Below are 23,107 nucleotides of genomic sequence, written 5' to 3' on the forward strand. Positions count from 1 at the left end.
ACCAGCCCAGCATGACGTTCTATTGTTCCGGAAAAACCATTAGATGCACATCATCTCCTACAACCTCAACGGCCTGCGCTCGGCCCTGGGCAAGGGCCTGGCCGATTGGGTGGCCACGGCCCGGCCCGACGTGCTGTGCGTGCAGGAATTAAAGGCCGGCCGCGAGCCGCTCGACGTGACGCCCATCACCGACTTAGGCTACCACGCCTACCTGCATCCGGCCCAAAAGCCCGGCTACAGCGGCGTAGCAGTTTTCTCCCTGGAAAAGCCGCGGGCCGTGATTGAAGGCTGCGGCCAGGAGCTGTACGATACCGAAGGTCGGGTGCTGCGGCTCGATTTTGAGCACTTTTCGGTGCTGAACACCTACATGCCCTCGGGCACCAGCGGCCCCGAGCGGCAGGCGTTCAAGGTGGAGTGGCTGCACTTTTTCCGGCGCTACGTGGCGGAGTTGCGGGCTGCCGGCGGGCCGCCGCTGGTTATTGCCGGCGACTTCAACTGCTGCCAGCGCGAGCTGGATTTGCACAACCCCAAGGCCAACCAGAAAAGCCCCGGTTTCACGCCCGAGGAGCGCCAGTGGTTCCAGGATTTTCTGGCCGACGGCTTCACCGACTCGTTCCGCCACCACCACGGCGACGCGCCGGACCGTTACTCCTGGTGGAGCTACCGCGCCGGTTCGCGCGCCCGCAACGTGGGCTGGCGCCTCGACCATCTGCTGGTTGACAACCGCCTCGCGCCCCACATCCGCCACGCCGACCTGCTACCCGGCATCATCCACTCCGACCACTGCCCGGCCTCGCTGGAACTTGGTTTTGAGCAGTGAGCAGTAAACCGTTGTCATTCTGAGCAGAGCGAAGAATCTCGCGTGCAATGGTAACCCTGTCGTCAGGATTTACTTTGGCACGCGAGATTCTTCGCTTCGCTCTGAATGACAACGGTTTACTGCTCCACCAAAATCATGTCTGCCACTTCGCGGCCGGAGGCTATGGCGGCGTTGAGCGAGGGGTAGGCGGCGTAGTCGCCGCAGCGGAAGACGTTGGTGGCGAGGCGGAGCGACTGGCGGGCAGGCTGGCCGGCGGGGTATTCGGGCAGTGCGTAGGGCAGCGCGTAGGTGCGCAGGTGGGGCCAGCCGGCGGCTTCGGGGCCGAACCAGGCCGTCAGCTCGCGCCGCAGCTGGGCCGTAAGGCCGGCTTCCGAGAGGCCATGCTCGCCGTGGGTGCTCACCGATACCAGCCGCTGCCCGGCCGGGGCGTAGGCCGGGGCCACATCCGAGGGGAAAGCCACGTTGTGGGCCAGGCCGGTGGGCGAAGCGTTGAGGCGCAGCAGCTTATCGGGCTTGCCGCTGAGCGCGGGCGCGGCGAAGTATGTGCAGGTGGTACGGCGCCAGGCCAGGGGTTTGGGCGTGGTAACCAGGGCCTCATCGGTGGCTTTGGGCAGCAGCCGGGTGGCGGCCTCGCCATCTACGGCTACTACCACGGCGGCGGCATCGAGCGTTTCGCCACTGGCGAGCCGTACGGTGGTGCCCTCCACGGCGGCTACCGGGCAGTTGAGGCGCACGGTGCCGGCGGGCAGGCGGGCGGCCAGCTGCTCCGGAATCTGCTGCATGCCCAGGGCGGGCACCACGGCCTCGCCAATCACAAACTGCTGAAATACGAACTCGAAGAAGTTGGCCGCCGTGCTCAGGCTGCGGTCGAGGAACACGCCGCCGAAAAAGGGCCGGAAGAAGTTGTCGATGATTTGCTCGCTCCAGCCGTAGTGGCGCAGAAATTCGAGCGTACTCTGCGCGTTGGTGGAATTACGGCTCAGCAGCTGCCCGCTGGTATAGCCGCGCATGTGTTGCACGAGGCTCAGAATGCGCAGCTTGTCGGGCAGCGTGCCGATGCGGGAGGTGAGGGCGGAGAAGGCCGCCGTGGGCTGCTGCAGCGGGTTTTGCAGGGTCGTCTGCTTGCCATCGGGCAGCCGGATGACGGCCCCCGAGCGGAACGCCTTTAGGTCGAGCGCGCCGTAGTCAATCAGCCGCTCGACTTCGGGGTAGCGGGTGAGCAGCACCTGAAAGCCCCGATCGAGGCGGAAACCCTCGGCCGTGACGTCGGTGCGCACGCGGCCGCCTACGGCGTCGGCGGCTTCGAGCAGCAGCACCGGGCGGCCGGCGCGGTGCAGGTAGTTGGCGCAGGCCAGCCCGGCCATGCCAGCGCCGATAATGATAACGGGTAGTTGGGTAGCAGAAGCGGAAGTCGTGGTCATATCAAACCCAAACTGCAAACCGGGCGCGAAGGTTGTTTTGAAGGAGCCAGGAGTTAGAAGCTAGGAGCTAGGAGCTAGGAGCTAGAAGGGAGGAACGTCATTCAGAGCATGTGGCGCATCAAGCCAGGGACGAAGAATCTCGCTCGGGTTACATTGCATGGTTCGTTCAACGATGCACGCGAGATTCTTCGCTGCGCTCTGAATGACGTTCCCTTCTAGCTCCTAGCTCCTAGCTTCTAACTCCTGGCTCCTCTAAAACAACGGCTTGCGGGGCTTCATGATTTTGCGGGTTTTCTGGGTCCAGAACTCGGCCGCGCCGCTGCGGCTGAGGCTGACGCGCCACACGCCCATGGCCTGGCCCTGCTGGTATCCTGTTGCCTGGTCCTGCGGATACTGCTGCTTGATGAGGGCGTAATCGGCCGCCGAAATGTCCTTTCCCACTTCGCCGTGGCAGCGCAGGCAGAGCTGGTCGTTGAGCACCAGCGGACGCTGGTAGGTGAACACCTCCTGGCTCGGGCGGGCCACCTGGCGGGCGGTGTCGGCGGGGTTCAGCTCGGCGGCCGACAGCGTAGCCTGGTTGGCGGGGTTGCGCGGACGGTTGCTGGCGCGGCGGAGCGTGGCCTCCATCGTTTTGGCCAGCGAATCGGTGCGGGGCAGCTGCTCGGGGTGGCAGAAGGGCAGAGCCGCCGCTACGCCGCCCGCGGCCAGCTTATCAGCCAGCACCTGGCGCAGTTCCCGTTCGGCGGTGCGCGTGAGCGAGTCGCCGGCCCAGGCCGTGGCCCGCAGCAAATCGGCGGGCATAATGCGCTTGACCTCCCAGTTCACGGTTTCCTTGGCCAGCTCCTTGGTGTTGCTCAGGTGCTCAATCTGGTCGGGGCGGCAGGCGGAGAGCAGCAGCAGCAGGGCGGCAAAAGGCAGAATGGGACGCATTTTTATAGCTTTTAGCTGACAGCTGTTAGCTGATAGCTTTGATTGATGATGAAGAGGTACGCGAAATTGAGTGTTCCAAGCTGAGGCAAAATCAAAATGCTCCGCCACAATAAATCAGCCGGCACCTATAAAGCTAATAGCTGTCAGCTAAAAGCTAACAGCTCAAGTACACGGCTCAGAATGTAGCCGTATCTTTGCAATCCTACTACAAATTTCAGAAGGCAAGATGCTAGATAAACTGGAGGCCATTCAACGGCGCTACGAGGACGTGAGCGAGGAGCTGACCCAGCCCGAAGCCATGAGCGACATGAAGCGCTTTAAGGCCCTCAACAAGGAATACAAGGACCTGGGCAAGATTATGGTCGAGTACAAGGCCTACCAGAACGTGCTGGCCAACATCGACAGCAGCAAGCAGGTAATTGCCACCGAGCGCGACGAGGATTTCCGCCAGATGGCCAAGGACGAGCTCGAAGAGCTCTACCCCGAGCAGGAGCGCCTGGAAGCCGTTATCAAGGAGCTGCTCATCCCCAAAGACCCCAACGACAGCAAGGACGTCATCATGGAAATCCGGGCCGGGGCCGGGGGCGACGAGGCGGCTATTTTTGCCGGCGACCTGCAGCGCATGTATATGCGCTACGCCGAAAAGCACGGCCTCAAAATGGACCTGATTGACGCCACCGAAGGTACTTCGGGCGGCTACAAGGAAATTATCCTGGCCATGAAGGGCGAGGACGTGTACGGCAAGCTCAAGTTTGAAAGCGGCGTGCACCGCGTGCAGCGCGTGCCGGCCACCGAAACCCAGGGCCGCATCCACACCTCCGTAGCCTCGATTGTGGTGATGCCCGAGGCCGAGGAGCTCGACGTGCAGATTGATATGAACGACGTGCGCAAGGACCTGTTCATGTCGAGCGGCCCCGGCGGCCAGTCGGTGAACACGACGTACTCGGCCGTGCGCCTCACCCACCTGCCCACCGGCCTCGTGGCCCAGTGCCAGGACCAGAAGTCGCAGCTCAAGAACTTCGACAAGGCCCTGGGCGTGCTCCGTTCGCGCCTCTACGAAATCGAGCTGGCCAAGAAGAACGAGGCCGAAGGCGCGGCCCGCAAGAACATGATTGGCGGCGGCGACCGGTCGGACAAAATCCGCACCTACAACTACCCCCAGGGCCGCGTAACCGACCACCGCATCGGCTTCACGGTGTACAACCTGGCCAGCGTAATGGACGGCAACATCGACGACTTCGTAGAGCAGTTGCGCCTGGCCGAAAGCGCCGCCCGCCTGCAGGAAGGCGTGGGGTAAGGCTATTGGGGATTGAGGTGAGAATCTGTCATCCTGAGCTTGCGAAGGACCTTGCCACACCTGAACGAGTCAGTGTAACGTTACAAGGTCCTTCGCAAGCTCAGGATGACAGGAAATTACCCGAATATCATCTAAGTCCCCTACCTCATGCGCTTCCTGCTGCCGCTGCTGCTCCTGCTTTCCGCCCTGACGACGACGCTGCTGCTGCCGGGCTGCGAGCCGAAGGAGGATTTGCTGACGACGGACAGCAGCGCCAAGCTGGAATTTTCGCTCGACACAGTGAAGTTTGATACCGTGTTTGTGGCCACCGGCACCGTGAGCAAGCGTTTGTGGGTGTACAACCGCAACGCCCGCGCCGTGCGGATAAGCGAAATCAGCCTGCCCAGCCGCCCGGCCATCACCTACAACCTGCTGGTAAACGGCGACGCCGGCCCCAGCGCCCGCAACGTTGAAATTCGGGGCAAGGATAGTTTGCTGGTGCTGGTGCGGGCCACCATCGACCCCACGGCGGCCGACGGCAAGCCGTTTCTGGTGGAAGACGACCTGCGCTTCCTGACCAACGGCAACGAGCAGGCCGTGAAAGTGGTCAGCTACGGCCAGAACGCCTACTTCCACGACAACGAAACCATCAGCCGCAACACCACCTGGGCGGCCGATAAGCCCCACGTGCTCTACGGCTCGGTGGGCGTGGCGCCGGGCGTTACGCTCACTATTGCGGCCGGCGCACGCATCTACGCGCATGCCGGGGCATTTCTGGGGGTGAAGGGCCGGCTGCTGTGCAACCCCGATTTCCAGCCCACCGGCCCCATTAAGCCCGACGACCTCAACATTGTGCGCTTCCAGGGCGACCGGCGCGAGGCCGAGTACGCCGAGCGCCCCGGGCAGTGGGGCGGCATCGAGTTCGATTTGGGCAGCCAGGGCAACGTGGTGCGCTACACCGAAATCAAGAACAGCACGCTGGGCCTGTACCTCTACAACCCTTTCGATGAGCAGCCCCGCCCTCAGGTGCGGGTCGAGCACGCGCAGCTGCGCAACATCTCCAGCCTCAACAGCCCGTTGCCTTTTGATGGGGCCGCGCTGCTGAGCTTGTGCGGCGACTTTACGGTCAGCAACACGCTCATCAGCAACTGCGAGCAGTACGCGGTGTATGCCGTGCAAAGCAGCCAAATCCAGCTCGATTACTGCACCATTGCCAACTACAGTTCGGGCGCCCGCGAGCAGCCTTCGGTCCTGATTTCGCCCAAGGCGCCTTTCCCGGCTATCAACGACCGGCCGCTGCCCGCGGTGGCCCCGCGCGGCCTGCTGGTGCGCAACTCCATCGTTTGGGGCAACAGCCGCACCGGCGAGGAGTTGGAGTTTGTGGAGGGCGAGCAGTACGCGGGCAGCATCAGCATCCGCAACAGCCTGCTCAAAACCAAGCGCTACGACAACGCGGGGCCGCTGGGCCAGCAGCAAAACGGCAACCTGCTCAACCCCGACGAGTTTGCCGGCCGCATTTTCAAGAACACTTTCGCGACCCCCAAGCCCAACTTCGAGCTCGACACCCTCTCGCCGGCCAGCAACCGCGCCCTGCCCCTGCCGGGCCTGCCCACCGACCTGCTCAACCGCCCCCGCCACCCCACCACCCCCGACATGGGCGCCTACGAGCGGGTGAATCCGTGATTTAGAAGTGAGATATGAGAAGTTAGAGGTGAGACTACGTTCTAACCACACAAAGCCCGAAGAACGTAGTCTCACTTCTAACTTCTCATATCTCACTTCTCTACTATGTACTGCTTCCAGAAACGGCTGCGGCTGCCGGCGCTGAGCCGGGGCTTTCATCTGATAACTGATTTGCTGGTTGCCGAGCTGCCCGAGCTGGAGCAGCTGCAGGTGGGCACGGCGCACTTCTTCATTCAGCACACCTCCGCCAGCCTCAGCCTCAACGAAAACGCCGACCCCACCGTGCGGGCCGACTTCGAGCAGTTCTTCCGCCGGCTGGTGCCCGAAAACGCGCCCTACTTCCAGCACACCCAGGAGGGCCCCGACGATATGCCCGCTCACCTCAAGGCCAGCCTGCTGGGCCACGCCGTGAGCGTGCCCATCAGCCGGGGCGAGCTGCTGCTGGGCACCTGGCAGGGCATTTATTTGGGCGAGCACCGCACCCACGGCGGCCGCCGCTGGGTAGTGGCTACGCTGATGGGGGAGTAGCGCGAAGCTTCCGCTTCGCGTTTCGTTGCTGACCTCCCAACGATTCTGTTCAACAATACGCGAAGCGGAAGCTTCGCGCTACAACCCTACTCTCCTACCGTTCCGCGCACCGCGTAGCGCACCGAGTCGAACAGAATCAGCTTCTGGACGCCCTGCACGCGGTAGGTTTGCAGCTGGCCGTTGGGACTGTCGAGTTCCAGGGTTTTGGTTGAAAACACCAGCGGGTTGTCCTGGGCGACGGTGGCGCGCACCTGCTGCACCTGCCCGCCGCGGCTGACGACCAGCAGTTGGCGTACCGGCTGCTCGGCGCCGGGGCGGCGGCGGTAGGTGCGCCGCAACAGCCCGTCGGGCGTGGTCACCGAATCGACGAGGTAGAGGCCGCGCAGAGCGGGCTTGTCGATGTCGGCCTGCTGGAAAATCTGGAGCTCCTTGGCCCAGTCGGTGGGCCTGAGGCGCTCGGTTTCCAGGCCACCGTCGCGCAGCAGCACCTGCTTTTCCACGGTGGGCTTGCGGCGGTTGAGCGCGGTGCTTTGCTCGTGCAGGAAAGCCGGCACGTTGAAGTAGCTGGTGTGCTGGCGCAGCGCCTCGTTGGGCACCGGCGCATCGGCCGATGTTCCGCAGGCCGCCAGCAGCAGCGCCAGGGCCACCGCCGGCACGAGCCCGGCCTTACGCATGGGCATCGGGGGCCTGGGGCTGGAGCAGGCTCCGGCCGGTCATGATGGCGGGCTGCGGAATGCCCATCAGCTCCAGCACGGTGGGCGCAATGTCGCCAAGCTTGCCGTCGGCCAGGGGGCCCTGGTAGTCGTTGCTGGCTAGAATGCAGGGCACCAGGTTGGTGGTGTGGGCCGTGTTGGGCGTGCCGTCGGGGTTCACCATCATGTCGGCGTTGCCGTGGTCGGCAATGATGATGCAGGCATAATCGGCGGCCAGGGCAGCCTCTATCACGCCCTGGGCGCACTCATCCACGGCTTCGGCGGCCTTCACGGCCGCCTCAAAAATGCCGGTGTGACCCACCATATCGGTGTTGGCGAAGTTGAGCACCACAAAATCGGCCGACTTAGCCAGTAGCTCCGGCACCAGCGCGTCGCGCAGCTCGTAGGCACTCATTTCGGGCTGCAGGTCGTAGGTGGGCACTTTGGGCGAGTTGCGCAGGATGCGGGTTTCGCCGGCAAACTCCACCTCCTGCCCACCCGAGAAGAAAAACGTGACGTGGGGGTACTTCTCGGTTTCGGCAATGCGAATCTGGCGCTTGCCGTTCTCGGCCAGCACCTGCCCCAGCGTGTACTCCAGGTTGTCCTTCTCGAAGATGGGAATGACGCCGGTGAAGGTGGCGTCGTAGTTGGTCATGGTCAGGTAGTGCAGGTTCAGCCGGTGCATCTGGAAGGCGTGAAAATCCTGCTGGGTAAGCGCCTGCGTGATTTCGCGGCCCCGGTCGGTGCGGAAGTTGAAGCAGATAACCACGTCGCCCTCCTCGATGGTGGCCAGCGGCGTGCCGTCGGCATTCACCTTCACGATGGGCTTCATGAACTCGTCGGTAGCACCTTCGCGGTACGAGTCGAGCATGCTCTGAATCAGGTTCTGCGAGGGCGTGCCAATGCCGTTCACCAGCAGGTCGTAGGCCACCTTCACCCGCTCCCAGCGGTTGTCGCGGTCCATGGCGTAGTAGCGGCCCACCACCGAGGCAATTTTGCCGCTGGCCCCGCGCTGCAGGTGCTGCTCCAGGTCGTTTACGTAGCTCACGCCGCCCTTGGGGTCGGTGTCGCGGCCGTCGGTGAAGGCGTGGATGAACACGTTGTGCACGTCCTCATCGTGGGCGATGGAGCACAGGGCTTTCAGGTGGTCGATGTGCGAGTGCACGCCGCCGTCGGAGAGCAGGCCCATCAGGTGCACGGGCTTGCGCTGCTGGCGGGCGTACTCGAAGGCCTGTTGCAACGCGGGCACGGCGGCCAGCTTCCGCTCGCGCACGGCCTTGTTGATGCGCACCAGATCCTGGTACACCACCCGGCCGGCCCCGATGTTCATGTGGCCCACTTCCGAGTTGCCCATCTGCCCGTCGGGCAGGCCCACGGCCTCGCCCGAGGCCTGCAGCTTGCTGTGCGGAAACCGCGCGAACAGCGAATCGACGAAGGGCGTGCGGGCCTGATCAATAGCCGAAACTTCCTTGTTCTGGGCCAGGCCCCACCCGTCCAGAATCACCAGCAGTACCTGTTTGTTCATGGGGGCAAAGATACGGCAGCCCCGGCAAAAAGGCTTACTCTTGCGTAACTTACCGGCCCGCGGGCCTGGGCTAACGCAATCGGGCCGCGGGCGGCTTCAGCTTGGCACCATTTTCGCGCACTGCCAGCTAAACTCTTTCGGCTTTTACATGAAACGTCTTATTTCTTTTGCTTCGGTGCTCGTGCTGGGGCTGCTGCTGACGGTGGGCGTGCTGGCGCAGGCCGATGCCTTCGGGCCGGTGCGCAGCGCCATCCGCAACAGCAGTGCCCGCGAGCTGGCCCAGCTGTTCGCCCCCAGCGTCGAGCTGAGCTTCGACAGCGACAAGCAGAACTACAGTGCCACCCAGGCCGAGTTCGTGATGAAGGATTTCTTCGCCAAGCACGCCCCGGCCTCGTTCGAATTCATCCATTACGGCGGCAGCAACGAGGGCACGCGCTACGCGGTGGGCCGCTACACCGGCAAGGAAGCCGCCTACCGCATGTTCGTGAAAATGAAGTCGGCCGGCAGCACGCTTAAAATTGCCAGCATCGAATTCACCAAAGAATAGCCGCCGGCTCCGGCCTATCCACCTTATTTCTACCGCGCCCCCGGGCGCGGTATTTTTTTGCCTGATAGCGCCAGCGGGCCCTGCCCGGCGGCTTATGCGGCCCGCCAGTGCCGGCTAGGCGGGCCTTAATCGGGCCGGCTTGCGGCCGGGCGGCCGGAACCGGGCCGTTTTTGCTATTTTTGTCCCGTGCAAACGCCTTCCTACCTTACCCCTGAGGCCCTGACGGCCTTCATTCAAGCGGCCCTGGCCGAAGACGTCGGCGACGGCGACCATTCGGCCCTGTCGTCCATTCCGGCCGAGGCCCGCAACCGCGCCCAGCTCATCATCAAGGATGCCGGCGTACTGGCCGGCGTGGAGTTGGCCCGCCACATTTTCGCCTTCGTGGATGCCGACCTGCGCGTGGACGGGCGGTTGGAGGATGGCGCCCGGGTAAGCTACGGCGACGTGGCCTTCACCGTGGAGGGCCGGGCCCGCAGCATCCTCACGGCCGAGCGGCTGGTGCTCAACTGCATGCAGCGCATGAGCGGCATTGCCACCCACACGGCCCACCTGGTAAGTTTGCTGGCCGGCACCAAGGCGCGCCTGCTCGACACGCGCAAAACCACCCCAAACTTCCGGCTGCCCGAGAAATGGGCGGTGCTCATCGGCGGCGGCGTCAACCACCGCTACGGGCTGTTCGACATGATTATTCTCAAGGATAACCACGTAGACTACGCCGGCGGCGTGCGCCAAGCCATCGAGGCCTCGCAGGCTTACCTGGCCCAAACCGGGCGGCAGCTGCCCATCGAAATTGAAACCCGCTCGCTGGCCGAAGTGCAGCAGGCCCTCGACGCCGGCGGCATTGCCCGCATCATGCTCGACAACATGGCGCCGGCCCAGCTGCGCGAGGCCGTGGCCCTGGTGGCCGGCCGCTTCCCGCTCGAAGCCAGCGGCGGCATCACCGAGGAAACCATTGCCGAGGTAGCCGCCACCGGCGTCGACTACATTTCAGTCGGGGCCCTCACCCACTCCGTCCGCAGCTTGGATATGAGCCTCAAAGCATTTTGATTGAGGGCTTAGGCTTTAGGGGCTTAGGGCTTAGTAAACGTTCTTTCATCGTCTGCTTCCACCTACTAACGATGCCATTCATCAAGCTCTGAAACCTAAGCTCTAAACATCTAAGCCCTAATACCTAACGACCAATGCAACTACCCAACCAGCGCGGGAGCTACCGGCAGCAGCAGCAGGGCCCCTCGCCGATGGCCATCCGTACCAAAAAGCACCAGCTCGATACCAACACCTACACCAGCATTGCCATGGGCCGGGTGTGGCGGCGCGAGTGGTGGTACGCCCTCATTCCGTTTGCCGTGGGCTTGCTGCCGGCCATCATCTGGCACTCGTGGTGGTGGCTGGCGCTGTCGGTGGGCCTCACGCTGCTGTACGTGCTCTTCCGCTCGGCCCAGGTAACGGGCGTCACGCAGGTCGAACAAAGCAAGCCGCTGTTCGAGAAGATGTCGTATGAGTTTGACAACAAGCAAATTGTGCTGCGCCGCTCCGAAAAGGAAGGCATGCGCCTGACCTGGGACATGATTGGCGAGGTGAAGCGCGAGCCGGCCGGCTACCTGCTGCTGCTCAAGAGCCCCGAGCTGCCCGAGGAAGTGAAAGGTTTCAAGCGCTGGATGGCCCGCACCTTCGATGCGCCTATCTTTGTGGAAGTACCCGACCGCATTTTCAACTCGGGCAACGACCAGAAGCTGTTTGAAGCCATGCTGCGCCGCAAAAGCCTGTTGGCATAGTAGAGAGTAAGTGGGGCGGAGTAGTGAGTGGGGCCCATGGGCCGGCTCCTTGTTCTGCCACAACCATTTGCTCAATACCAGGTACTCCATACTAACTACTCATTACCACTCTTTTCTCATGAGCAAGCAACTCGTTTTTTCTGCTTTGGCCCTGGCCACGCTGGCCCTGGGCAGCTGCAGTTCCGAACCGTCGGACTGGCGGCCCGATAAGAAGGTTTCCGTTGATATGGTAGCCCCCGGCAGCCGTTCGAGCGAAGGCTACGGCCGCACCGACCTGCACGACAACCACATGGGCGGCGCCATTGCCGAGCCCGTCAGCTCGGGCGTTACGCTCGACGAGCCCAACCAGCGCAAGCGCACCACGGCCGAAGAAGTGCGCAGCGCCAACGACCCCTCGGCGCCGCTTACGCGCAGCAAAGAGGCCGTACGCAGCGTGAAAAAGGGCTCCGATACCACCGCTACCAAGGCCCTGAGCGGCCCCATGCAGTAAACCGTTAAGCCCGACGCGCTTATGAAGCACCTGAAAAAAGCCCTGCTGACGCTGTGCCTGCTGCCCGCCCTGGGTTTGCTGAGCAGCTGCGAGCAGCAGGCGGCCACCACCGAAACGCCGGCCGCCACGACCACCGAGGCCCCCGCGGCCACCAGCCCCGAGGCAGTGCCGGCCTCTACGGCCGCTTACATCTGCCCCATGAACTGCGAAGGCAGCGCCAGCGACAAGCCCGGCAAGTGCCCGGTATGCAAAATGGACCTGGAGCCCAACCCGGCCGCTGCGCCCGCCGCCACGCTGTAGCCGCCGGCCAGCCACCCGCCCCGATGGGCTGCGGCCGGCCTGTTTTCCCGAATGCGAAGAAGGGCGTAGCTACGCCCTTCTTCGTTTTTCAGCCCCTGCCTATGACTGCTGCTGCTCCCGAATGGTTTAGCACCTGGTTCGATTCGCCCTACTACCACCGCCTGTACCAGCACCGCGACTACGCCGAGGCGCAGCAGTTTCTGGGGCGGCTGCTGGCCCATCTGCACCCGAAGCCCGGTGCCCGCCTGCTCGATCTGGCCTGCGGCAAGGGGCGCCATTCGCGCTACCTCAGCGAGCAGGACTACGACGTAACGGGCGTCGATTTATCGGCCCAGAGCATTGCCTACGCCCGGCAGTTCGCCCACGAGCACCTGCGCTTTTTTGAGCACGACATGCGCGACGAGCTGCCTTACGGCCCCTTCGACCTGGTGCTGAACCTGTTCACGAGCTTCGGCTACTTTGCCGAGGAAGCCGAGAACGTGGTGGCCCTGCGCCACGCCGCCGACGCGCTGCGGCCAGGCGGCAAGCTGGTTATCGACTTTCTGAACACCGACCTGGCCATCCGGCAGCTGGTGGCCCACGAAACCCAGCAGCTCGATGGCACCACGTTTAAGCTGCACCGCCACATTCAGCACGACTTTATCGTGAAGGACATCCGGTTCGAGGATGAGCAGGGCCGACCGCAGCACTTCGTGGAGCGCGTGCGGGCCCTTTCGCCGGAGCGGTTCGAGGAGTATTTCCGGCTGGCGGGCCTGCGCCTAGCCGAAACGCTGGGCGACTACCAGCTTCGGCCCTTCGACCCCGCCACCAGCCCCCGCATGCTGTTCGTGCTCAAGAAATAAGCACAACCGCCTGTCATCCTGAGCTTGTGAAGGACCTATTCAGAAGCTAACATCAACTATTGCCCTCTGTATAGGCCCTTCGCAAGCTCAGGATGACAGGGGGCCTTTCTGACCAACTAACCAACTTTACTTTATGTGGTTTGCCGTTTTTGCGCTGTTCCTGACGGTGCTGGGGGCCGGGTGGCTGACGCGCTTCGTGCCCACGGCCGGCACCGTCTGGATGAAGCCGCTGCTGGCTTTCAGCGGGGCTTACCTGTTTACGCTGACGGTTACGCACCTGCTACCCGAGGCCCTGGAGCTGCGGCCCGGCCACCAGGTGGGCTACTTTGTGCTGGCGGGATTTTTCGGGCAGATGGTGCTGGAGGTGTTCTCGCAGGGCGTCGAGCACGGCCACGTCCACCATCACCCCGAGCACTCCGGACACGTGGGCCAGGTGCCGTTTATGCTGCTGTTTTCGCTGGCCATTCACTCGTTTCTGGAGGGCAGCATCCTGATTAAAGACCCGCTGGCCGGCGACGTCAACCATAACTTTTATGCCATTCTGACGGGCATTGCGCTGCACCATATACCGGCCGCCTTTGCCCTGATGGCGCTGTTGCGGCTGCGGCTGGGCTCGTTCCGGCGGGCGCTGCCCTACCTGCTGCTGTTTGCGCTGGCCGGTCCGGCGGGCATCGTGCTCAGCAACTACGTGGTGCTCGACCAGCTGCTGGGCAGCGGCCTCTACGCGGCCCTGCTGGGCCTGGTAGCCGGCAATTTCCTACACGTTTCCACCACCATCCTGTTCGAAACCAGCCCCGACCACCGCCTCAACGTGCGTAAGCTGCTGGCCACCCTGGCCGGCCTGCTGTTAGCTTTGGCAGTAGATGTAGTTTGATTTTTCAGCTGTTAGCTGAGAGCTATTAGCTGTTGGCTTTTCAGTTCAATAGCCGCTTTACATGGCTTCCAGGTTTAACAGTAAAGAAAAAGGCCGGTCCGGGAGGAATCCCAGACCGGCCTTTTTGCCCGGCGCTAACGGCTAAAAGCTCTCAGCTAACAGCTCAAACCAAGCTACCAAATTTTGGCGCGCTCCTGCTCGCGGCGGACCATTTTCGCGGGCTCTTTGCAGCCGAAGGCCTCGTAGAACTCGGGCATGTTCATCAGCGGGCCGTTGGTGCGGTACTGGGCGGGCGAGTGCGAGTCGGTGAGCACCTGCTGGCGCAGGTATTCGGGGCGGGCGTTGGTGCGCCACACCTGAGCCCAGGCCAGGAAAAAGCGCTGCTCGGGCGTGAAACCGTCGTAGCGGGGCGGCGGGGTGCTGCCGTACTTCTGCTGGAGCTGCTTTTCGAGGGCCGAGTAGGCCAGGGCCAACCCACCGAAGTCGGCCAGGTTCTCGCCCATCGTCAGCTTGCCGTTCACGAACACCGAATCCAGCGGCGAGAAGGCTGAATACTGGGCGCCCACCATGTCGGCGCGCTTGGTGAACTCCGTGGCGTCCTCCTTGGTCCACCAGTCGCGCAGGTTGCCCTGGGCGTCCGACTGCCGGCCCCGGTCGTCGAAGCCGTGGGTGATTTCGTGGCCGATGACTGCGCCCATGCCGCCGTAGTTCACCGCGTCGTCGGCGTTGGGGTCGAAGAAGGGAGGCTGCATGATGCCGGCCGGGAACACGATTTCGTTGAGCGACGAGTTGTAGTAGGCGTTTACCGTGGGCGGCGTCATGCTCCACACCGAGCGGTCGATGGGCTTGCCGTAGCGGCTCACGTTGTCCTTGCTCTCCCACTCGCGGGCGGCCAGCACGTTCTGCAGATACGACTCGCGCGAGATGTTGAGGGCCGAATAGTCCTTCCACTTATCGGGGTAGCCGATTTTCACGTTGAACGAGGCCAGCTTTTTCAGCGCCTCTTCCTTGGTGGCCGGGCTCATCCACTCCAGCCCCTTAATATGCTCACCCATGGCCTCCTTGATGTTGGCCACCATCTGCTGGGCCTTCACCTTGGTTTCGGGCTTGAACGCCTTATCCACGTACAGCTGCCCGAAGGCCTCGCCCAGCGCGCCGTCGGTGGCGCGCAGCATGCGCTTCCAGCGCGGCTGCTGCTGCTTGGCCCCGCTCAGCACCTGCTGAAAGCGGAACTGCTCATCCACGTACGCCTGGGGCAGCGCCGAAGCCACGGAGTTTACCAGGTGCCAGCGCAGGTAGGTTTTCCAGTCCTGAATCGGCTCCTGCGTCAGGGCCGCGTTGGCTTCCTTCAGGAAAGCCGGCTGGCCCACAATTACCTCCTGCGCGCCGGCCAGGTTGAGGGCGGGCAGCATGGCCGGCAGGTTCAGGTTAGGAAACTCGCGGCTGGCTTCGGCCACGCTCATCTTGTTGTAGTTGGCATAGGGGTCGCGCAGGGCCACGCGGTCCTTGCTGGCCTTGGCCAGGCGGGTCTCGATGCGTAGCACCGTGGCGGCGTGCTTGGCGGCCTCGGCGGGCGTGTTGCCCAGCATCTTGAAGGTGTTGTTCATGTACACCAGATAGGCCGCCCGAATAGTTTTGGAGCGCGAATCGTCCTTGAGGTAGTAGTCGCGGTCGGGCAGACTCAGGCCACCCTGGCTCAGGTAAAGGGCGTACTCGTCGCTCTTCTTGCGGTCCTGAGCCACGCCCAAGCCGAACACCGAGCGGGTTTGCAGCTGCTGGGCCCGCACGAGGCCCATCTGCAATTCCTTCAGGCCCTTAATGTTATCGATGCGGTTCAGCTCGGGGTTGAGGTACTTGAGGCCGGCCGCTTCAATAGTGGTCGAGTCCATGGCCGAGGCGTAGTAGTCGCCCACCTTCTGCAGGTTCGAGCCCCGCGCCGCCGTGGTGTTAGCCGCCGACTCCTCCAGAATCTGGCGCATCACGGCCTCGTTCTGATTTATCAGCCCGTTCCAGGAGCTCCAGCGCGATTCGGCCGCCGGCACCGGATTGTTCTTCAGCCAGGTGCCCGAAGCATACTGAAAAAAGTCGTCGCAGGGCGACACCGACGCGTCGATGTTGGCCGGGTCGAGGCCTACACCCGGCATAATGGGACCGAGCTGCTTGCCGGCAGAAGCGGTGGTAGTGGCCGGGGTGCTGGCCGCGCAGCCGCCCAAGGCCAGGCCGGCGGCGGTGCCCAGGGTGAGAAGCAGAGTACGTTGAGTGGTCATAGGTGGTGGGAGTTGGAGGGTTAGAGAAGTGATTTAGTTCTGTTGGCGCACCCCACCCCCGGCCCCTCCCCTCCGGGAGAGGGGTGCGTTCAACGAATCTTCCAACTCGCGTCTGGCACCCCTCTCCCGGAGGGGAGGGGCCGGGGGTGGGGTGAGGGCTACCAAATCTTCGCCCGCTCGTTCTCCGGCCGCACCATTTTCTGGCCGGGCTGGCAGCCGAAGGCCTGGTAGAATTCGGGCATGTTCATGAGCGGGCCGATGGTGCGGTACTGACCGGGCGAGTGCGGGTCGGTGAGGATTTGCTGGCGCAGGGCTTCGGGGCGAATGTTGGTGCGCCGCAGCTGGGCCCAGCTCAGGAAGAAGCGCTGTTCGGGCGTGAAGCCGTCGATGAGCGGACGGTTGCCCTTGCCGTATTTCTGGTCGAGCTGCTTCTGCAGGGCGGCGTACACGATGGTCAGGCCCGCGAAATCGGCCAGGTTCTCGCCCATGGTCAGCTTGCCATTCACGAACACCGAATCCAGCGGCGAGAAGGCCGAGTACTGGGTGCCCACGATGCCGGCGCGCTTCGTGAATTCGGCTGCGTCGGCCGGCGTCCACCAGTCACGCAGGTTGCCCTCCGAGTCGTATTTGCGGCCCGAGTCGTCGAAGCCGTGGGTCATTTCGTGGCCCATCACGCCGCCGATGGCGCCGTAGTTCACCGCGTCGTCGGCTTCGGGGTCGAAGAAGGGCGGCTGCAGGTAGCCGGCCGGAAACACAATTTCATTCAGCGGCGGACTGTAGTAGGCGTTGATGGTGGGCGGCGTCATGCCCCACTCGGTGCGGTCAATCGGCCCGCCGAACTTCCTGGTGTTCTGACGGAAAGCCCACTGCCGGGCCGCCAGCACGTTTTTCAGGTACGACTCGCGGCTGATATTCAGGGCCGAGTAGTCTTTCCACTGGTCGGGGTAGCCGATTTTCACCCGGAGCGCGGCCAGCTTCTTGAGGGCTTCCTGCTTGGTCGGCGCGCTCATCCAGGTGTTGGTCTGGATGTGCTCGGCCATCGACTCGCGGATGTTGGCCAGCATATCCAGCGCCTTCTGCTTGGCGGCGGGCGGGAAAGCCTCATCCACGTACAGCTGCCCGAAGGCCTCGCCCAGCGTGTTGTCGGTGGCGCTCAGCATGCGTTTCCAGCGCGTGGGCTGCTGGCGGGCGCCGCTCTGCACCTGGGCAAACCGGAAGGCCTCGTCGCCAAAGGCCTTGGGCAGCGCCGACGTCAGCGACGATACCAGCTGCCAGTCGAGGTAGGTTTTGAGCTCGCCCACCGGCGTCTGCTTCAGCACCTCGCTTAGCTCCTCGAAGAACTCCGGCTGGCCCACAATTACCTCTTGAGCCGCGCCCAGCCCGTTGGTTTTCAGCAGCGCGGGTAGCCCCAGCGCCGGGAAGCGCTTGTCGGCTTCGGTCACCGTCATCTTGTTGTAGCTGGCGTAGGGGTCGCGCAGGGCCACGCGGTCCTTGCTGGCTTTGGCCAGGCGCGTTTCCAGGCGCAGCACAGCCTTGGCTTTCGTGGCGGCGGCCGTTTCGCTCTCGCCCAGCAGCTTAAACGTGTTGGTCAGGTATTGCACGTAGGCGGTGCGCACGGCCAGCGAGCGGGCGTCGCTTTTCAGGTAATAGTCGCGGTCGGGCATGCTCAGGCCGCCCTGGCTCATGCTCACCACGTACTGGCTGCTGTTTTTGCGGTCGGGCGTGACGCCGGCCCGAAAGAATGCGCCGGTGCCCAGCGTCTGCTGGCGGGCCATTTCGGCGCGCACGCCGGCCAGGTCGCGGATGGCGGCAATGCGGGCCAGCTCGGGCTTGAGGTATTTCAGGCCGGCCTGCTCCAAGGCCACCGAATCCATGCCCGAGGCGTAAAAGTCGCCCACTTTCTGGCGGTTGCTGCCGGGCGCGGCGCTTTGGTCGGCGGCGGCATCTTCGAGCAGGTGGCGCAGGCGGGCCTGGGTCCGGTCGCCGAGCAGGTTGCGCGGGCCCCAACTGGAAGCGTAGCCCGGCACCGGGTTGTTGCGCAGCCAGTTGCCCCCCGAAAACTGAAAAAAGTCGTCGCAGGGCTCCACCGAGCGGTCAATGTCAGCCAGATTGATGCTCCGGCCGGGTCCCAACTCCTGGGCGGCGGGCGTGGGCACCGGTGTGGTGGGTGAAGCGGCTTGCGAAACGGCCGCGGGCCGGGAGGTGGCGCAGCCGGCCAGGGCCAGCAGCAGCGCCGCCGCCCCGGCCCGGTGAGGTGCGGAAAGGTTTTTCATGCAGGAAGATAAAGACAAGGGCTGAGATAAAGTCGCAGTTTTACCTGACCGGCTGCAATCCTTATGAAAACAACAGTCATTCAGAGCGTAGCGAAGAATCTCGCGTGCTGACATTTAAGTACTAATTCAACGTCAGCACGCGAGATTCTTCGCTACGCTCTGAATGACTGTTCTCCTATTCTAGCGCTACAGCTTGGGTTTGGCCCGCTCGTACTGCACCGGCCACTTCACATCAACTCCCAATTCGTGGGCGGCGTGCAGCGGGAAGTAGGGGTCGCGCAACGACTCGCGGCCCAGCAGCACCACATCGGCCTGGCCGGAAGCCACGATTTCCTCGGCCTGCTGGGCATCGGTGATGAGGCCCACGGCGCCGGTGGGCAGGCCGGTTTCGCGGCGCACCTGCTCGGCGAAGCGCACTTGGTAGCCAGGGCCCACCGGAATATCGGCCTGGAGCACGTTGGCGGCCGTCGAGCAGTCGAGCAAATCCACGCCGGCCGCTTGCAGCAGGCGAGCCAGGCGCACCGAGTCGTCGCCGGTCCAGCCGCCTTCAGTCCAGTCGGTGGCCGAGATGCGCACCCACAGCGGCAGCGAATCGGGCATTTCGGCGCGGGCGGCGGCCACCACTTCCAGCAACAGCCGCACACGGTTCTCAAACGAGCCGCCGTACGCATCGGTGCGCTGGTTGCTCAGGGGCGACAGGAACTCGTGCAGCAAATAGCCGTGGGCCGCGTGCAGCTCAATCACCTCGAAACCAGCCGCCACGGCCCGGCGGGCGGCCTGCCGGAAATCCTCGATAACCTGCTCGATTCCGGCCTGGTCCAGCGCCTCGGGCATGGGATAATCGGCGCTGAAGGGCAGGGCGCTGGGGGCCACGGTGGTCCAGCCGCCCTCGGCCGGCTCCAGGGTGTGGCCGCCTTTCCAGGTGCTGGCGTGGCTGGCTTTGCGGCCGGCGTGGGCCAGCTGAATGCCCGAAGCGCCGCCCTGAGTGCGGATAAAATCGGTGATGCGGCGCAGGCCGGGCACGTGCGCATCCTGCCAGATGCCGAGGTCGTCGGGCGTGATGCGGCCTTCGGGCGAAACGGCGGCGGCTTCGAGCAGCACCAGCGCGGCGCCGCCCACCGCCCGGGAGCCCAGGTGCACCAGGTGCCAGTCGGTGCTGAAGCCCTCCTGAGAGCTGTACTGGCACATGGGCGAGATGACAAGGCGGTTGCGCAGCGTGACGCCGCGCTGGGTAAAGGGCTGAAACAGATGAATCATGCGGGGAAAACAGGGTTAAATCGAAGTACAAAAAGGCAGGCCGGAGCCCGATCCATAACAAATCGGGCCGCAAACGTTTTATGCAGGGCTGCTCCCGCCCTTCTACGGGCTGCCGGGCCGGCCAACCAGTTTCGCCCCTAACCCCCGCTGACTATGCGCACCATCAAAGCCCAGCACCGCGCCCAGAGCGCCCCCATTGCCGACCTGACCACCTACCGGGCCCTGCCCACCAATTCGGTCGAGCACCTCGACCCGTTCCTGTTTCTCAACCACCACGGCCCCCAAACCTACCCGGCCCGCAACCGCGGCCTGCCCTTCGGACCGCACCCGCACCGGGGCTTCGAAACCGTGACGTTCATCCTGGAAGGCGACATTATGCACCAGGATTCGGGCGGGCACCGCAGCGTTATTGGGCCGGGCGGCATCCAGTGGATGACGGCCGGCCGGGGCCTGATTCACTCCGAAATTTCGTCCGACGAGTTCAAGCAAGCGGGCGGCCCGCTGGAAATCCTGCAGCTCTGGATCAACCTGCCGGCTCGCCTGAAAATGACCGAGCCGCACTACATCGGCCTGCAGGAGCCGCAGATTCCGGCCGTTTCGCTTGATGAAGGGCGCGTAACGCTGCACGCCGTGTCGGGCGAGTGGGCCGGCATGCCCGGGGCCGTACAGCCGCTCACCGATATGGCGCTGGCCACCGTCAACTTCCGGCAGGATGGCCACCTACAGATGAGCATTGCGGCCGAGCGCACCATTTTCTGCTACGTGATTCGGGGGCGGCTGCTGGTGAACGGCCAGGAGGCCGCGGCCCGGCAGCTGGTCGAATTCAACCACGACGGCGACGAGTTCGAGGCCCGCGCCCTGACCGACGACGCCGTGCTGCTGCTGGGCCACGCCGCGCCGCTTGGCGAGCCCATCGTGGCCGCCGGCCCCTTCGTGATGAACTCCGAAGCCGAAATCCGCCAGGCCTACCAGGATTACCAGGCCGGCCTGTTCGGCACCTGGGCCGAGTAAGCGCTGAATGAACGGTACCGCGAAAATCCGTTTCGCGGTACCCTTTAGGGGCATCAATTTTGCCGACCGGTTGCGCACAACCTTTTTGTGTCGTACATTTGTAACCGAATCTGTTACTTACTCGGTTATGAACACCCGTTTTGCCGTTGCCACCCACATTCTGGCTTATCTGGCGCACTCGCCGGGGCAGCCGGTATCGTCGGAAGTGCTGGCTGGTAGTGCCGGCACGCACCCGGTGGTGGTGCGCCGGCTGCTGGGTGCGTTGCGCACGGCGGGGCTGGTGCACAGCCAGCGCGGCACCGGCGGCGGCGCGCTGCTGGCCCGCCCGGCCGCCGCTATTTCGCTGCTCGACGTGTACCGGGCCATGCAGCAGGCCGAGCCCGATTTGTTTCAGGTAGCCAGCACCACGCCCAACCACGCCTGCGACCTGGGCCGGGTGATGCAGCAGACGCTCGAAGACATGTTCGGGCCGGCCATGGAGGCCATGTGCACCGCACTGGCGGCCGTTTCGGTGGCTCAGGTGCACCAGCAGCTGCATCAGCGGCTGGCCGGCCGTTGCCCTTCAAGCTCCGCCTGACGCGACTGGCGGCGGCTTCCATGCCGGTATCGTTCTGCTTTTTTTCCTTTCCCGGCTTCCGGCCAATCACCCGGAACCAACCTTTTTACCGGTGGCCACCCCTTATAGGTGGCCCGCCCCTATGGCCCGCCGGTTCCAGCCCATGAAGAAATCAATTGGCACAGGGCTCCTCCTGATTGCCTTCGCGGCCGGCGGCACGGTAGTGCCCCGCTGGCTCGCGCCCTCCCATAAAGCCCCGGCTGCCCAGCCGGTAGCGCCCGCAATAGTAGCCCCGGAACCCGCAGTCGGCGAGCCGCTGCTGGCCGGCCAGAGCGGCCGCGTACACGAGGTTTTCTACCACGCCGGCCAGCCGGTGCGCCGGGGGCAGTTGCTGCTGAAGCTGCTGCAAAAGCAGCCCAGCGTGCAGCAACTGCAGTTGCAGCGGCGCCTAAACCAGCAGCAGTTGGCCCTGGCGGCACTGCGGCAGCAGTTGGCGCCGGCCGGACAGCTGGCGGCCGCCGAGGCTGGGCTGGCGGCCACCCGCGAGCAGCTGGCGCGGGCCGTGCCCATGCTCAATTTCGTGTACGTAACGGCCCCCGCCGATGGCCTGCTGCTGGCGCCCACGGCCCAGGCCGGCGACCAACTCCGGCCCGATTCGCCGGTGGCGCGGCTGGCCCCGCTGCCCGCCCCGGATACTACGCCGCTGCTCAGCCACGTTGACTAAGCGGCGCTGGCTGCCTGTTTTTCGCATTTTCTTTCTCCCCATGGAAAATATCATTCGGTATCAGGTCGAGCGGATGCTGCGCCGCAAGCACCGCAACCCGGCGCTGGTTATGCGCCCCGGCACCCGCCTGCAGCAGGACATCGGCCTCGACTCCATCGACCTGGTGGAGCTGGCCATCAACCTGGAGCACCGCTTTCATATTGAAATAGCCGACGCCGAAATGGAGGCCCTGCGCACCGTGCAGGACGTGCTCGACTGCGTGGAGCAGCACCTGAGCGCGGTGCCCGTACCCGTGTCGGCTGGCCGGTAGGCTACGCCGCCCGCCGGGGCGCCGCATCAGCCCGCAACCCAAGCCCGGCCATACCCAAAACCGGCCCGGCCGCGTATCTTTTGGCATGATTCCTCTGATTACCTACACGCCCCGCCTGACGCTGATTGCCGCCAGCCGGGCCCTGCTGATTGCCGAAACCGCCAAGCCCCAGTATTTCCCGGTGCTGCTGGGCGCCCAACTGCCCGAGCACTGGCCCCCACCCGAGTACGACGCCGAAGTGCAGCAGCACTTCCTGGAGCAGCTCACGGCCGGCGGCCGCGAGGCGGCGGGCTGGTACGGCTGGTACGCGCTGCTGAAGGCCGGCTCCGAAACGGCCACCAACACGCTCATCGGCACCGGCGGCTTCCACGGCCCGCCCGTCGATGAAACGGCCGAAATCGGGTTTTCCGTGGCCACCGACTGGCAGCGCCAGGGCCTGGGCGCCGAGCTGGTAGCCGGCCTCGTGCGCCACGCCGCCGACACCGATATGGTGCGCTACCTCACGGCCCGCATCGCCCCCGCCAACGAGCCGGCCCGCCGCACGCTCGAAGCCAACGGTTTCCACCAAATCAGCGAAGCCCCCGACACCGAGGGCCGGCACCTGTTCGGCCGCAACGTGACGGAGGCGGATAAGAACGAAGTCAAAGAGAAGTAGGAGGATTGTCATTCTGAGCAGAGCGCAGAATCCCGCGTGCCAAAGTAGCCCTGACGACAGCGTTGCTTTAGGAGCTGTTCTCAATTAAGGTAGAGCGTGATAACTCGTAGACAGATAAAGGAGTCAAACGTGCGGTCCAGCTTATCGTAGCGGGTGGCTAAGCGTCTAAATTGCTTCATTTTGCTGAACGTCTGCTCAATGTGGTGTCGCTGCCGATAGGCCACTGGGTCGAAATGAGGCATGTTCTTGCGCCGTGGATTCGGCTTAATGACCGCCTTGGCTCCTGCCTGCGCTATCAGGGCCCGCAACGCATCACTGTCGTAGGCCGCATCGGCCACTACTTCTTGCCCC

The 23,107-nt window shown here is 64.1% G+C and carries 24 protein-coding genes; 16 read left to right on the top strand and 8 right to left on the bottom strand.

The annotated features are described in order from the left end of the window. The first annotated feature begins 43 nt into the window (after positions 1 to 43). Entirely contained in the window at positions 44 to 820 is a 777-nt protein-coding gene (locus H145_RS0116455) for an exodeoxyribonuclease III (RefSeq protein WP_019949257.1), read from the top strand. A gap of 116 nt (positions 821 to 936) precedes the next feature. Here the strand turns inward: H145_RS0116455 and H145_RS0116460 are convergent, their stop codons facing one another. Further along, the gene (locus H145_RS0116460; protein WP_071595226.1) at positions 937 to 2,241 is read right to left on the bottom strand and encodes a protoporphyrinogen/coproporphyrinogen oxidase; all 1,305 of its coding nucleotides are present in this window, start codon (positions 2,239 to 2,241) and stop codon (positions 937 to 939) included. A gap of 252 nt (positions 2,242 to 2,493) precedes the next feature. Continuing rightward, positions 2,494 to 3,171 carry a c-type heme family protein gene (locus H145_RS0116465; protein ID WP_019949259.1) on the bottom strand — a complete coding sequence of 226 codons (678 nt, stop codon included), beginning with the start codon at positions 3,169 to 3,171 and terminating at the stop codon, positions 2,494 to 2,496. Positions 3,172 to 3,397: 226 nt separating this feature from the next. Here H145_RS0116465 and prfA point away from each other — a divergent pair, with 226 nt between their 5' ends. The 3 genes from prfA to H145_RS0116480 all read left to right on the top strand — a co-directional run bounded on the left by prfA (position 3,398) and on the right by H145_RS0116480 (position 6,658). Beyond that, a complete protein-coding gene (prfA, locus tag H145_RS0116470) occupies positions 3,398 to 4,468 on the top strand; it encodes a peptide chain release factor 1 (RefSeq protein WP_019949260.1) in 1,071 nt (356 codons plus the stop codon). Positions 4,469 to 4,615: 147 nt separating this feature from the next. Next, positions 4,616 to 6,130: a hypothetical protein gene (locus tag H145_RS0116475; protein WP_019949261.1), complete on the top strand. Its 1,515-nt coding sequence runs from the start codon at positions 4,616 to 4,618 to the stop codon at positions 6,128 to 6,130. A gap of 105 nt (positions 6,131 to 6,235) precedes the next feature. Next, complete coding sequence (locus H145_RS0116480) at positions 6,236 to 6,658, top strand: secondary thiamine-phosphate synthase enzyme YjbQ (protein WP_019949262.1); 423 nt, start codon at positions 6,236 to 6,238, stop codon at positions 6,656 to 6,658. Between the two features lie 86 nt (positions 6,659 to 6,744). Here the strand turns inward: H145_RS0116480 and H145_RS0116485 are convergent, their stop codons facing one another. Together H145_RS0116485 and gpmI are read right to left on the bottom strand one after the other, a co-directional pair. Continuing rightward, positions 6,745 to 7,338, bottom strand: coding sequence for a hypothetical protein (locus H145_RS0116485; protein WP_019949263.1), 594 nt, complete (start codon positions 7,336 to 7,338; stop codon positions 6,745 to 6,747). Then, a complete protein-coding gene (gpmI, locus tag H145_RS0116490; protein WP_019949264.1) occupies positions 7,325 to 8,875 on the bottom strand; it encodes a 2,3-bisphosphoglycerate-independent phosphoglycerate mutase in 1,551 nt (516 codons plus the stop codon). Before gpmI ends, H145_RS0116485 begins: the two co-directional genes overlap by 14 nt. A gap of 148 nt (positions 8,876 to 9,023) precedes the next feature. Between gpmI and H145_RS21775 the strand changes: the two genes are divergently transcribed. From H145_RS21775 to H145_RS0116525, 7 genes are all read left to right on the top strand, one after another. Then, positions 9,024 to 9,422, top strand: coding sequence for a DUF4783 domain-containing protein (locus tag H145_RS21775; protein ID WP_019949265.1), 399 nt, complete (start codon positions 9,024 to 9,026; stop codon positions 9,420 to 9,422). A 186-nt stretch (positions 9,423 to 9,608) separates the two neighbouring features. Continuing rightward, on the top strand, positions 9,609 to 10,469 hold the full coding sequence (nadC, locus tag H145_RS0116500; RefSeq protein ID WP_019949266.1) for a carboxylating nicotinate-nucleotide diphosphorylase: 861 nt from the start codon (positions 9,609 to 9,611) through the stop codon (positions 10,467 to 10,469). A gap of 134 nt (positions 10,470 to 10,603) precedes the next feature. Beyond that, on the top strand, positions 10,604 to 11,197 hold the full coding sequence (locus H145_RS0116505; protein WP_019949267.1) for a hypothetical protein: 594 nt from the start codon (positions 10,604 to 10,606) through the stop codon (positions 11,195 to 11,197). 118 nt (positions 11,198 to 11,315) lie between these two features. Next, on the top strand, positions 11,316 to 11,687 hold the full coding sequence (locus H145_RS0116510) for a hypothetical protein (RefSeq protein WP_019949268.1): 372 nt from the start codon (positions 11,316 to 11,318) through the stop codon (positions 11,685 to 11,687). Positions 11,688 to 11,708: 21 nt separating this feature from the next. Then, positions 11,709 to 11,987, top strand: coding sequence for a heavy metal-binding domain-containing protein (locus tag H145_RS21780; RefSeq protein ID WP_019949269.1), 279 nt, complete (start codon positions 11,709 to 11,711; stop codon positions 11,985 to 11,987). Between the two features lie 101 nt (positions 11,988 to 12,088). Continuing rightward, complete coding sequence (locus tag H145_RS0116520; RefSeq protein WP_019949270.1) at positions 12,089 to 12,829, top strand: class I SAM-dependent methyltransferase; 741 nt, start codon at positions 12,089 to 12,091, stop codon at positions 12,827 to 12,829. Between the two features lie 133 nt (positions 12,830 to 12,962). Beyond that, entirely contained in the window at positions 12,963 to 13,703 is a 741-nt protein-coding gene (locus H145_RS0116525; protein ID WP_019949271.1) for a ZIP family metal transporter, read from the top strand. A gap of 173 nt (positions 13,704 to 13,876) precedes the next feature. On the opposite strand, the gene H145_RS0116530 is transcribed toward H145_RS0116525, so the two are convergent. The 3 genes from H145_RS0116530 to H145_RS0116540 form a co-directional block, all read right to left on the bottom strand. Further along, positions 13,877 to 15,970 (bottom strand): M13 family metallopeptidase, encoded by a 2,094-nt coding sequence (locus tag H145_RS0116530; protein ID WP_019949272.1) that lies wholly within the window; start codon positions 15,968 to 15,970, stop codon positions 13,877 to 13,879. Between the two features lie 158 nt (positions 15,971 to 16,128). Next, complete coding sequence (locus H145_RS0116535) at positions 16,129 to 18,243, bottom strand: M13 family metallopeptidase (protein WP_019949273.1); 2,115 nt, start codon at positions 18,241 to 18,243, stop codon at positions 16,129 to 16,131. Between the two features lie 186 nt (positions 18,244 to 18,429). Further along, the gene (locus H145_RS0116540; RefSeq protein WP_019949274.1) at positions 18,430 to 19,500 is read right to left on the bottom strand and encodes an NADH:flavin oxidoreductase/NADH oxidase; all 1,071 of its coding nucleotides are present in this window, start codon (positions 19,498 to 19,500) and stop codon (positions 18,430 to 18,432) included. 153 nt (positions 19,501 to 19,653) lie between these two features. Here H145_RS0116540 and H145_RS0116545 point away from each other — a divergent pair, with 153 nt between their 5' ends. From H145_RS0116545 to H145_RS21790, 5 genes are all read left to right on the top strand, one after another. Continuing rightward, positions 19,654 to 20,511, top strand: coding sequence for a pirin family protein (locus tag H145_RS0116545; protein ID WP_019949275.1), 858 nt, complete (start codon positions 19,654 to 19,656; stop codon positions 20,509 to 20,511). Between the two features lie 127 nt (positions 20,512 to 20,638). Next, positions 20,639 to 21,088: an Rrf2 family transcriptional regulator gene (locus H145_RS0116550; protein ID WP_019949276.1), complete on the top strand. Its 450-nt coding sequence runs from the start codon at positions 20,639 to 20,641 to the stop codon at positions 21,086 to 21,088. A gap of 142 nt (positions 21,089 to 21,230) precedes the next feature. Continuing rightward, positions 21,231 to 21,791 carry an HlyD family secretion protein gene (locus H145_RS24520; RefSeq protein WP_169513209.1) on the top strand — a complete coding sequence of 187 codons (561 nt, stop codon included), beginning with the start codon at positions 21,231 to 21,233 and terminating at the stop codon, positions 21,789 to 21,791. A gap of 40 nt (positions 21,792 to 21,831) precedes the next feature. Then, positions 21,832 to 22,101: a phosphopantetheine-binding protein gene (locus tag H145_RS24525; protein ID WP_019949278.1), complete on the top strand. Its 270-nt coding sequence runs from the start codon at positions 21,832 to 21,834 to the stop codon at positions 22,099 to 22,101. A gap of 85 nt (positions 22,102 to 22,186) precedes the next feature. After that, on the top strand, positions 22,187 to 22,756 hold the full coding sequence (locus H145_RS21790; protein ID WP_019949279.1) for a GNAT family N-acetyltransferase: 570 nt from the start codon (positions 22,187 to 22,189) through the stop codon (positions 22,754 to 22,756). Positions 22,757 to 22,836: 80 nt separating this feature from the next. Here the strand turns inward: H145_RS21790 and H145_RS0116570 are convergent. Then, positions 22,837 to 23,107: IS5/IS1182 family transposase (locus tag H145_RS0116570; protein ID WP_019949280.1), on the bottom strand; the 271-nt coding region annotated here is incomplete at its 5' end.

Source organism: Hymenobacter aerophilus DSM 13606 (genome assembly GCF_000382225.1).
Classification (GTDB): Bacteria; Bacteroidota; Bacteroidia; order Cytophagales; family Hymenobacteraceae; genus Hymenobacter; species Hymenobacter aerophilus.

Bases quoted from the DNA above. Each gene is read 5' to 3' on its own strand.
- H145_RS0116455 (WP_019949257.1), top strand. From the start codon at position 44: ATGCACATCATCTCCTACAACCTCAACGGCCTGCGCTCGGCCCTGGGC.
- H145_RS0116460 (WP_071595226.1), bottom strand. From the start codon at position 2,241: ATGACCACGACTTCCGCTTCTGCTACCCAACTACCCGTTATCATTATC.
- H145_RS0116465 (WP_019949259.1), bottom strand. From the start codon at position 3,171: ATGCGTCCCATTCTGCCTTTTGCCGCCCTGCTGCTGCTGCTCTCCGCC.
- prfA (WP_019949260.1), top strand. From the start codon at position 3,398: ATGCTAGATAAACTGGAGGCCATTCAACGGCGCTACGAGGACGTGAGC.
- H145_RS0116475 (WP_019949261.1), top strand. From the start codon at position 4,616: ATGCGCTTCCTGCTGCCGCTGCTGCTCCTGCTTTCCGCCCTGACGACG.
- H145_RS0116480 (WP_019949262.1), top strand. From the start codon at position 6,236: ATGTACTGCTTCCAGAAACGGCTGCGGCTGCCGGCGCTGAGCCGGGGC.
- H145_RS0116485 (WP_019949263.1), bottom strand. From the start codon at position 7,338: ATGCCCATGCGTAAGGCCGGGCTCGTGCCGGCGGTGGCCCTGGCGCTG.
- gpmI (WP_019949264.1), bottom strand. From the start codon at position 8,875: ATGAACAAACAGGTACTGCTGGTGATTCTGGACGGGTGGGGCCTGGCC.
- H145_RS21775 (WP_019949265.1), top strand. From the start codon at position 9,024: ATGAAACGTCTTATTTCTTTTGCTTCGGTGCTCGTGCTGGGGCTGCTG.
- H145_RS0116505 (WP_019949267.1), top strand. From the start codon at position 10,604: ATGCAACTACCCAACCAGCGCGGGAGCTACCGGCAGCAGCAGCAGGGC.
- H145_RS0116510 (WP_019949268.1), top strand. From the start codon at position 11,316: ATGAGCAAGCAACTCGTTTTTTCTGCTTTGGCCCTGGCCACGCTGGCC.
- H145_RS21780 (WP_019949269.1), top strand. From the start codon at position 11,709: ATGAAGCACCTGAAAAAAGCCCTGCTGACGCTGTGCCTGCTGCCCGCC.
- H145_RS0116520 (WP_019949270.1), top strand. From the start codon at position 12,089: ATGACTGCTGCTGCTCCCGAATGGTTTAGCACCTGGTTCGATTCGCCC.
- H145_RS0116525 (WP_019949271.1), top strand. From the start codon at position 12,963: ATGTGGTTTGCCGTTTTTGCGCTGTTCCTGACGGTGCTGGGGGCCGGG.
- H145_RS0116530 (WP_019949272.1), bottom strand. From the start codon at position 15,970: ATGACCACTCAACGTACTCTGCTTCTCACCCTGGGCACCGCCGCCGGC.
- H145_RS0116535 (WP_019949273.1), bottom strand. From the start codon at position 18,243: ATGAAAAACCTTTCCGCACCTCACCGGGCCGGGGCGGCGGCGCTGCTG.
- H145_RS0116540 (WP_019949274.1), bottom strand. From the start codon at position 19,500: ATGATTCATCTGTTTCAGCCCTTTACCCAGCGCGGCGTCACGCTGCGC.
- H145_RS0116545 (WP_019949275.1), top strand. From the start codon at position 19,654: ATGCGCACCATCAAAGCCCAGCACCGCGCCCAGAGCGCCCCCATTGCC.
- H145_RS0116550 (WP_019949276.1), top strand. From the start codon at position 20,639: ATGAACACCCGTTTTGCCGTTGCCACCCACATTCTGGCTTATCTGGCG.
- H145_RS24520 (WP_169513209.1), top strand. From the start codon at position 21,231: ATGAAGAAATCAATTGGCACAGGGCTCCTCCTGATTGCCTTCGCGGCC.
- H145_RS24525 (WP_019949278.1), top strand. From the start codon at position 21,832: ATGGAAAATATCATTCGGTATCAGGTCGAGCGGATGCTGCGCCGCAAG.
- H145_RS21790 (WP_019949279.1), top strand. From the start codon at position 22,187: ATGATTCCTCTGATTACCTACACGCCCCGCCTGACGCTGATTGCCGCC.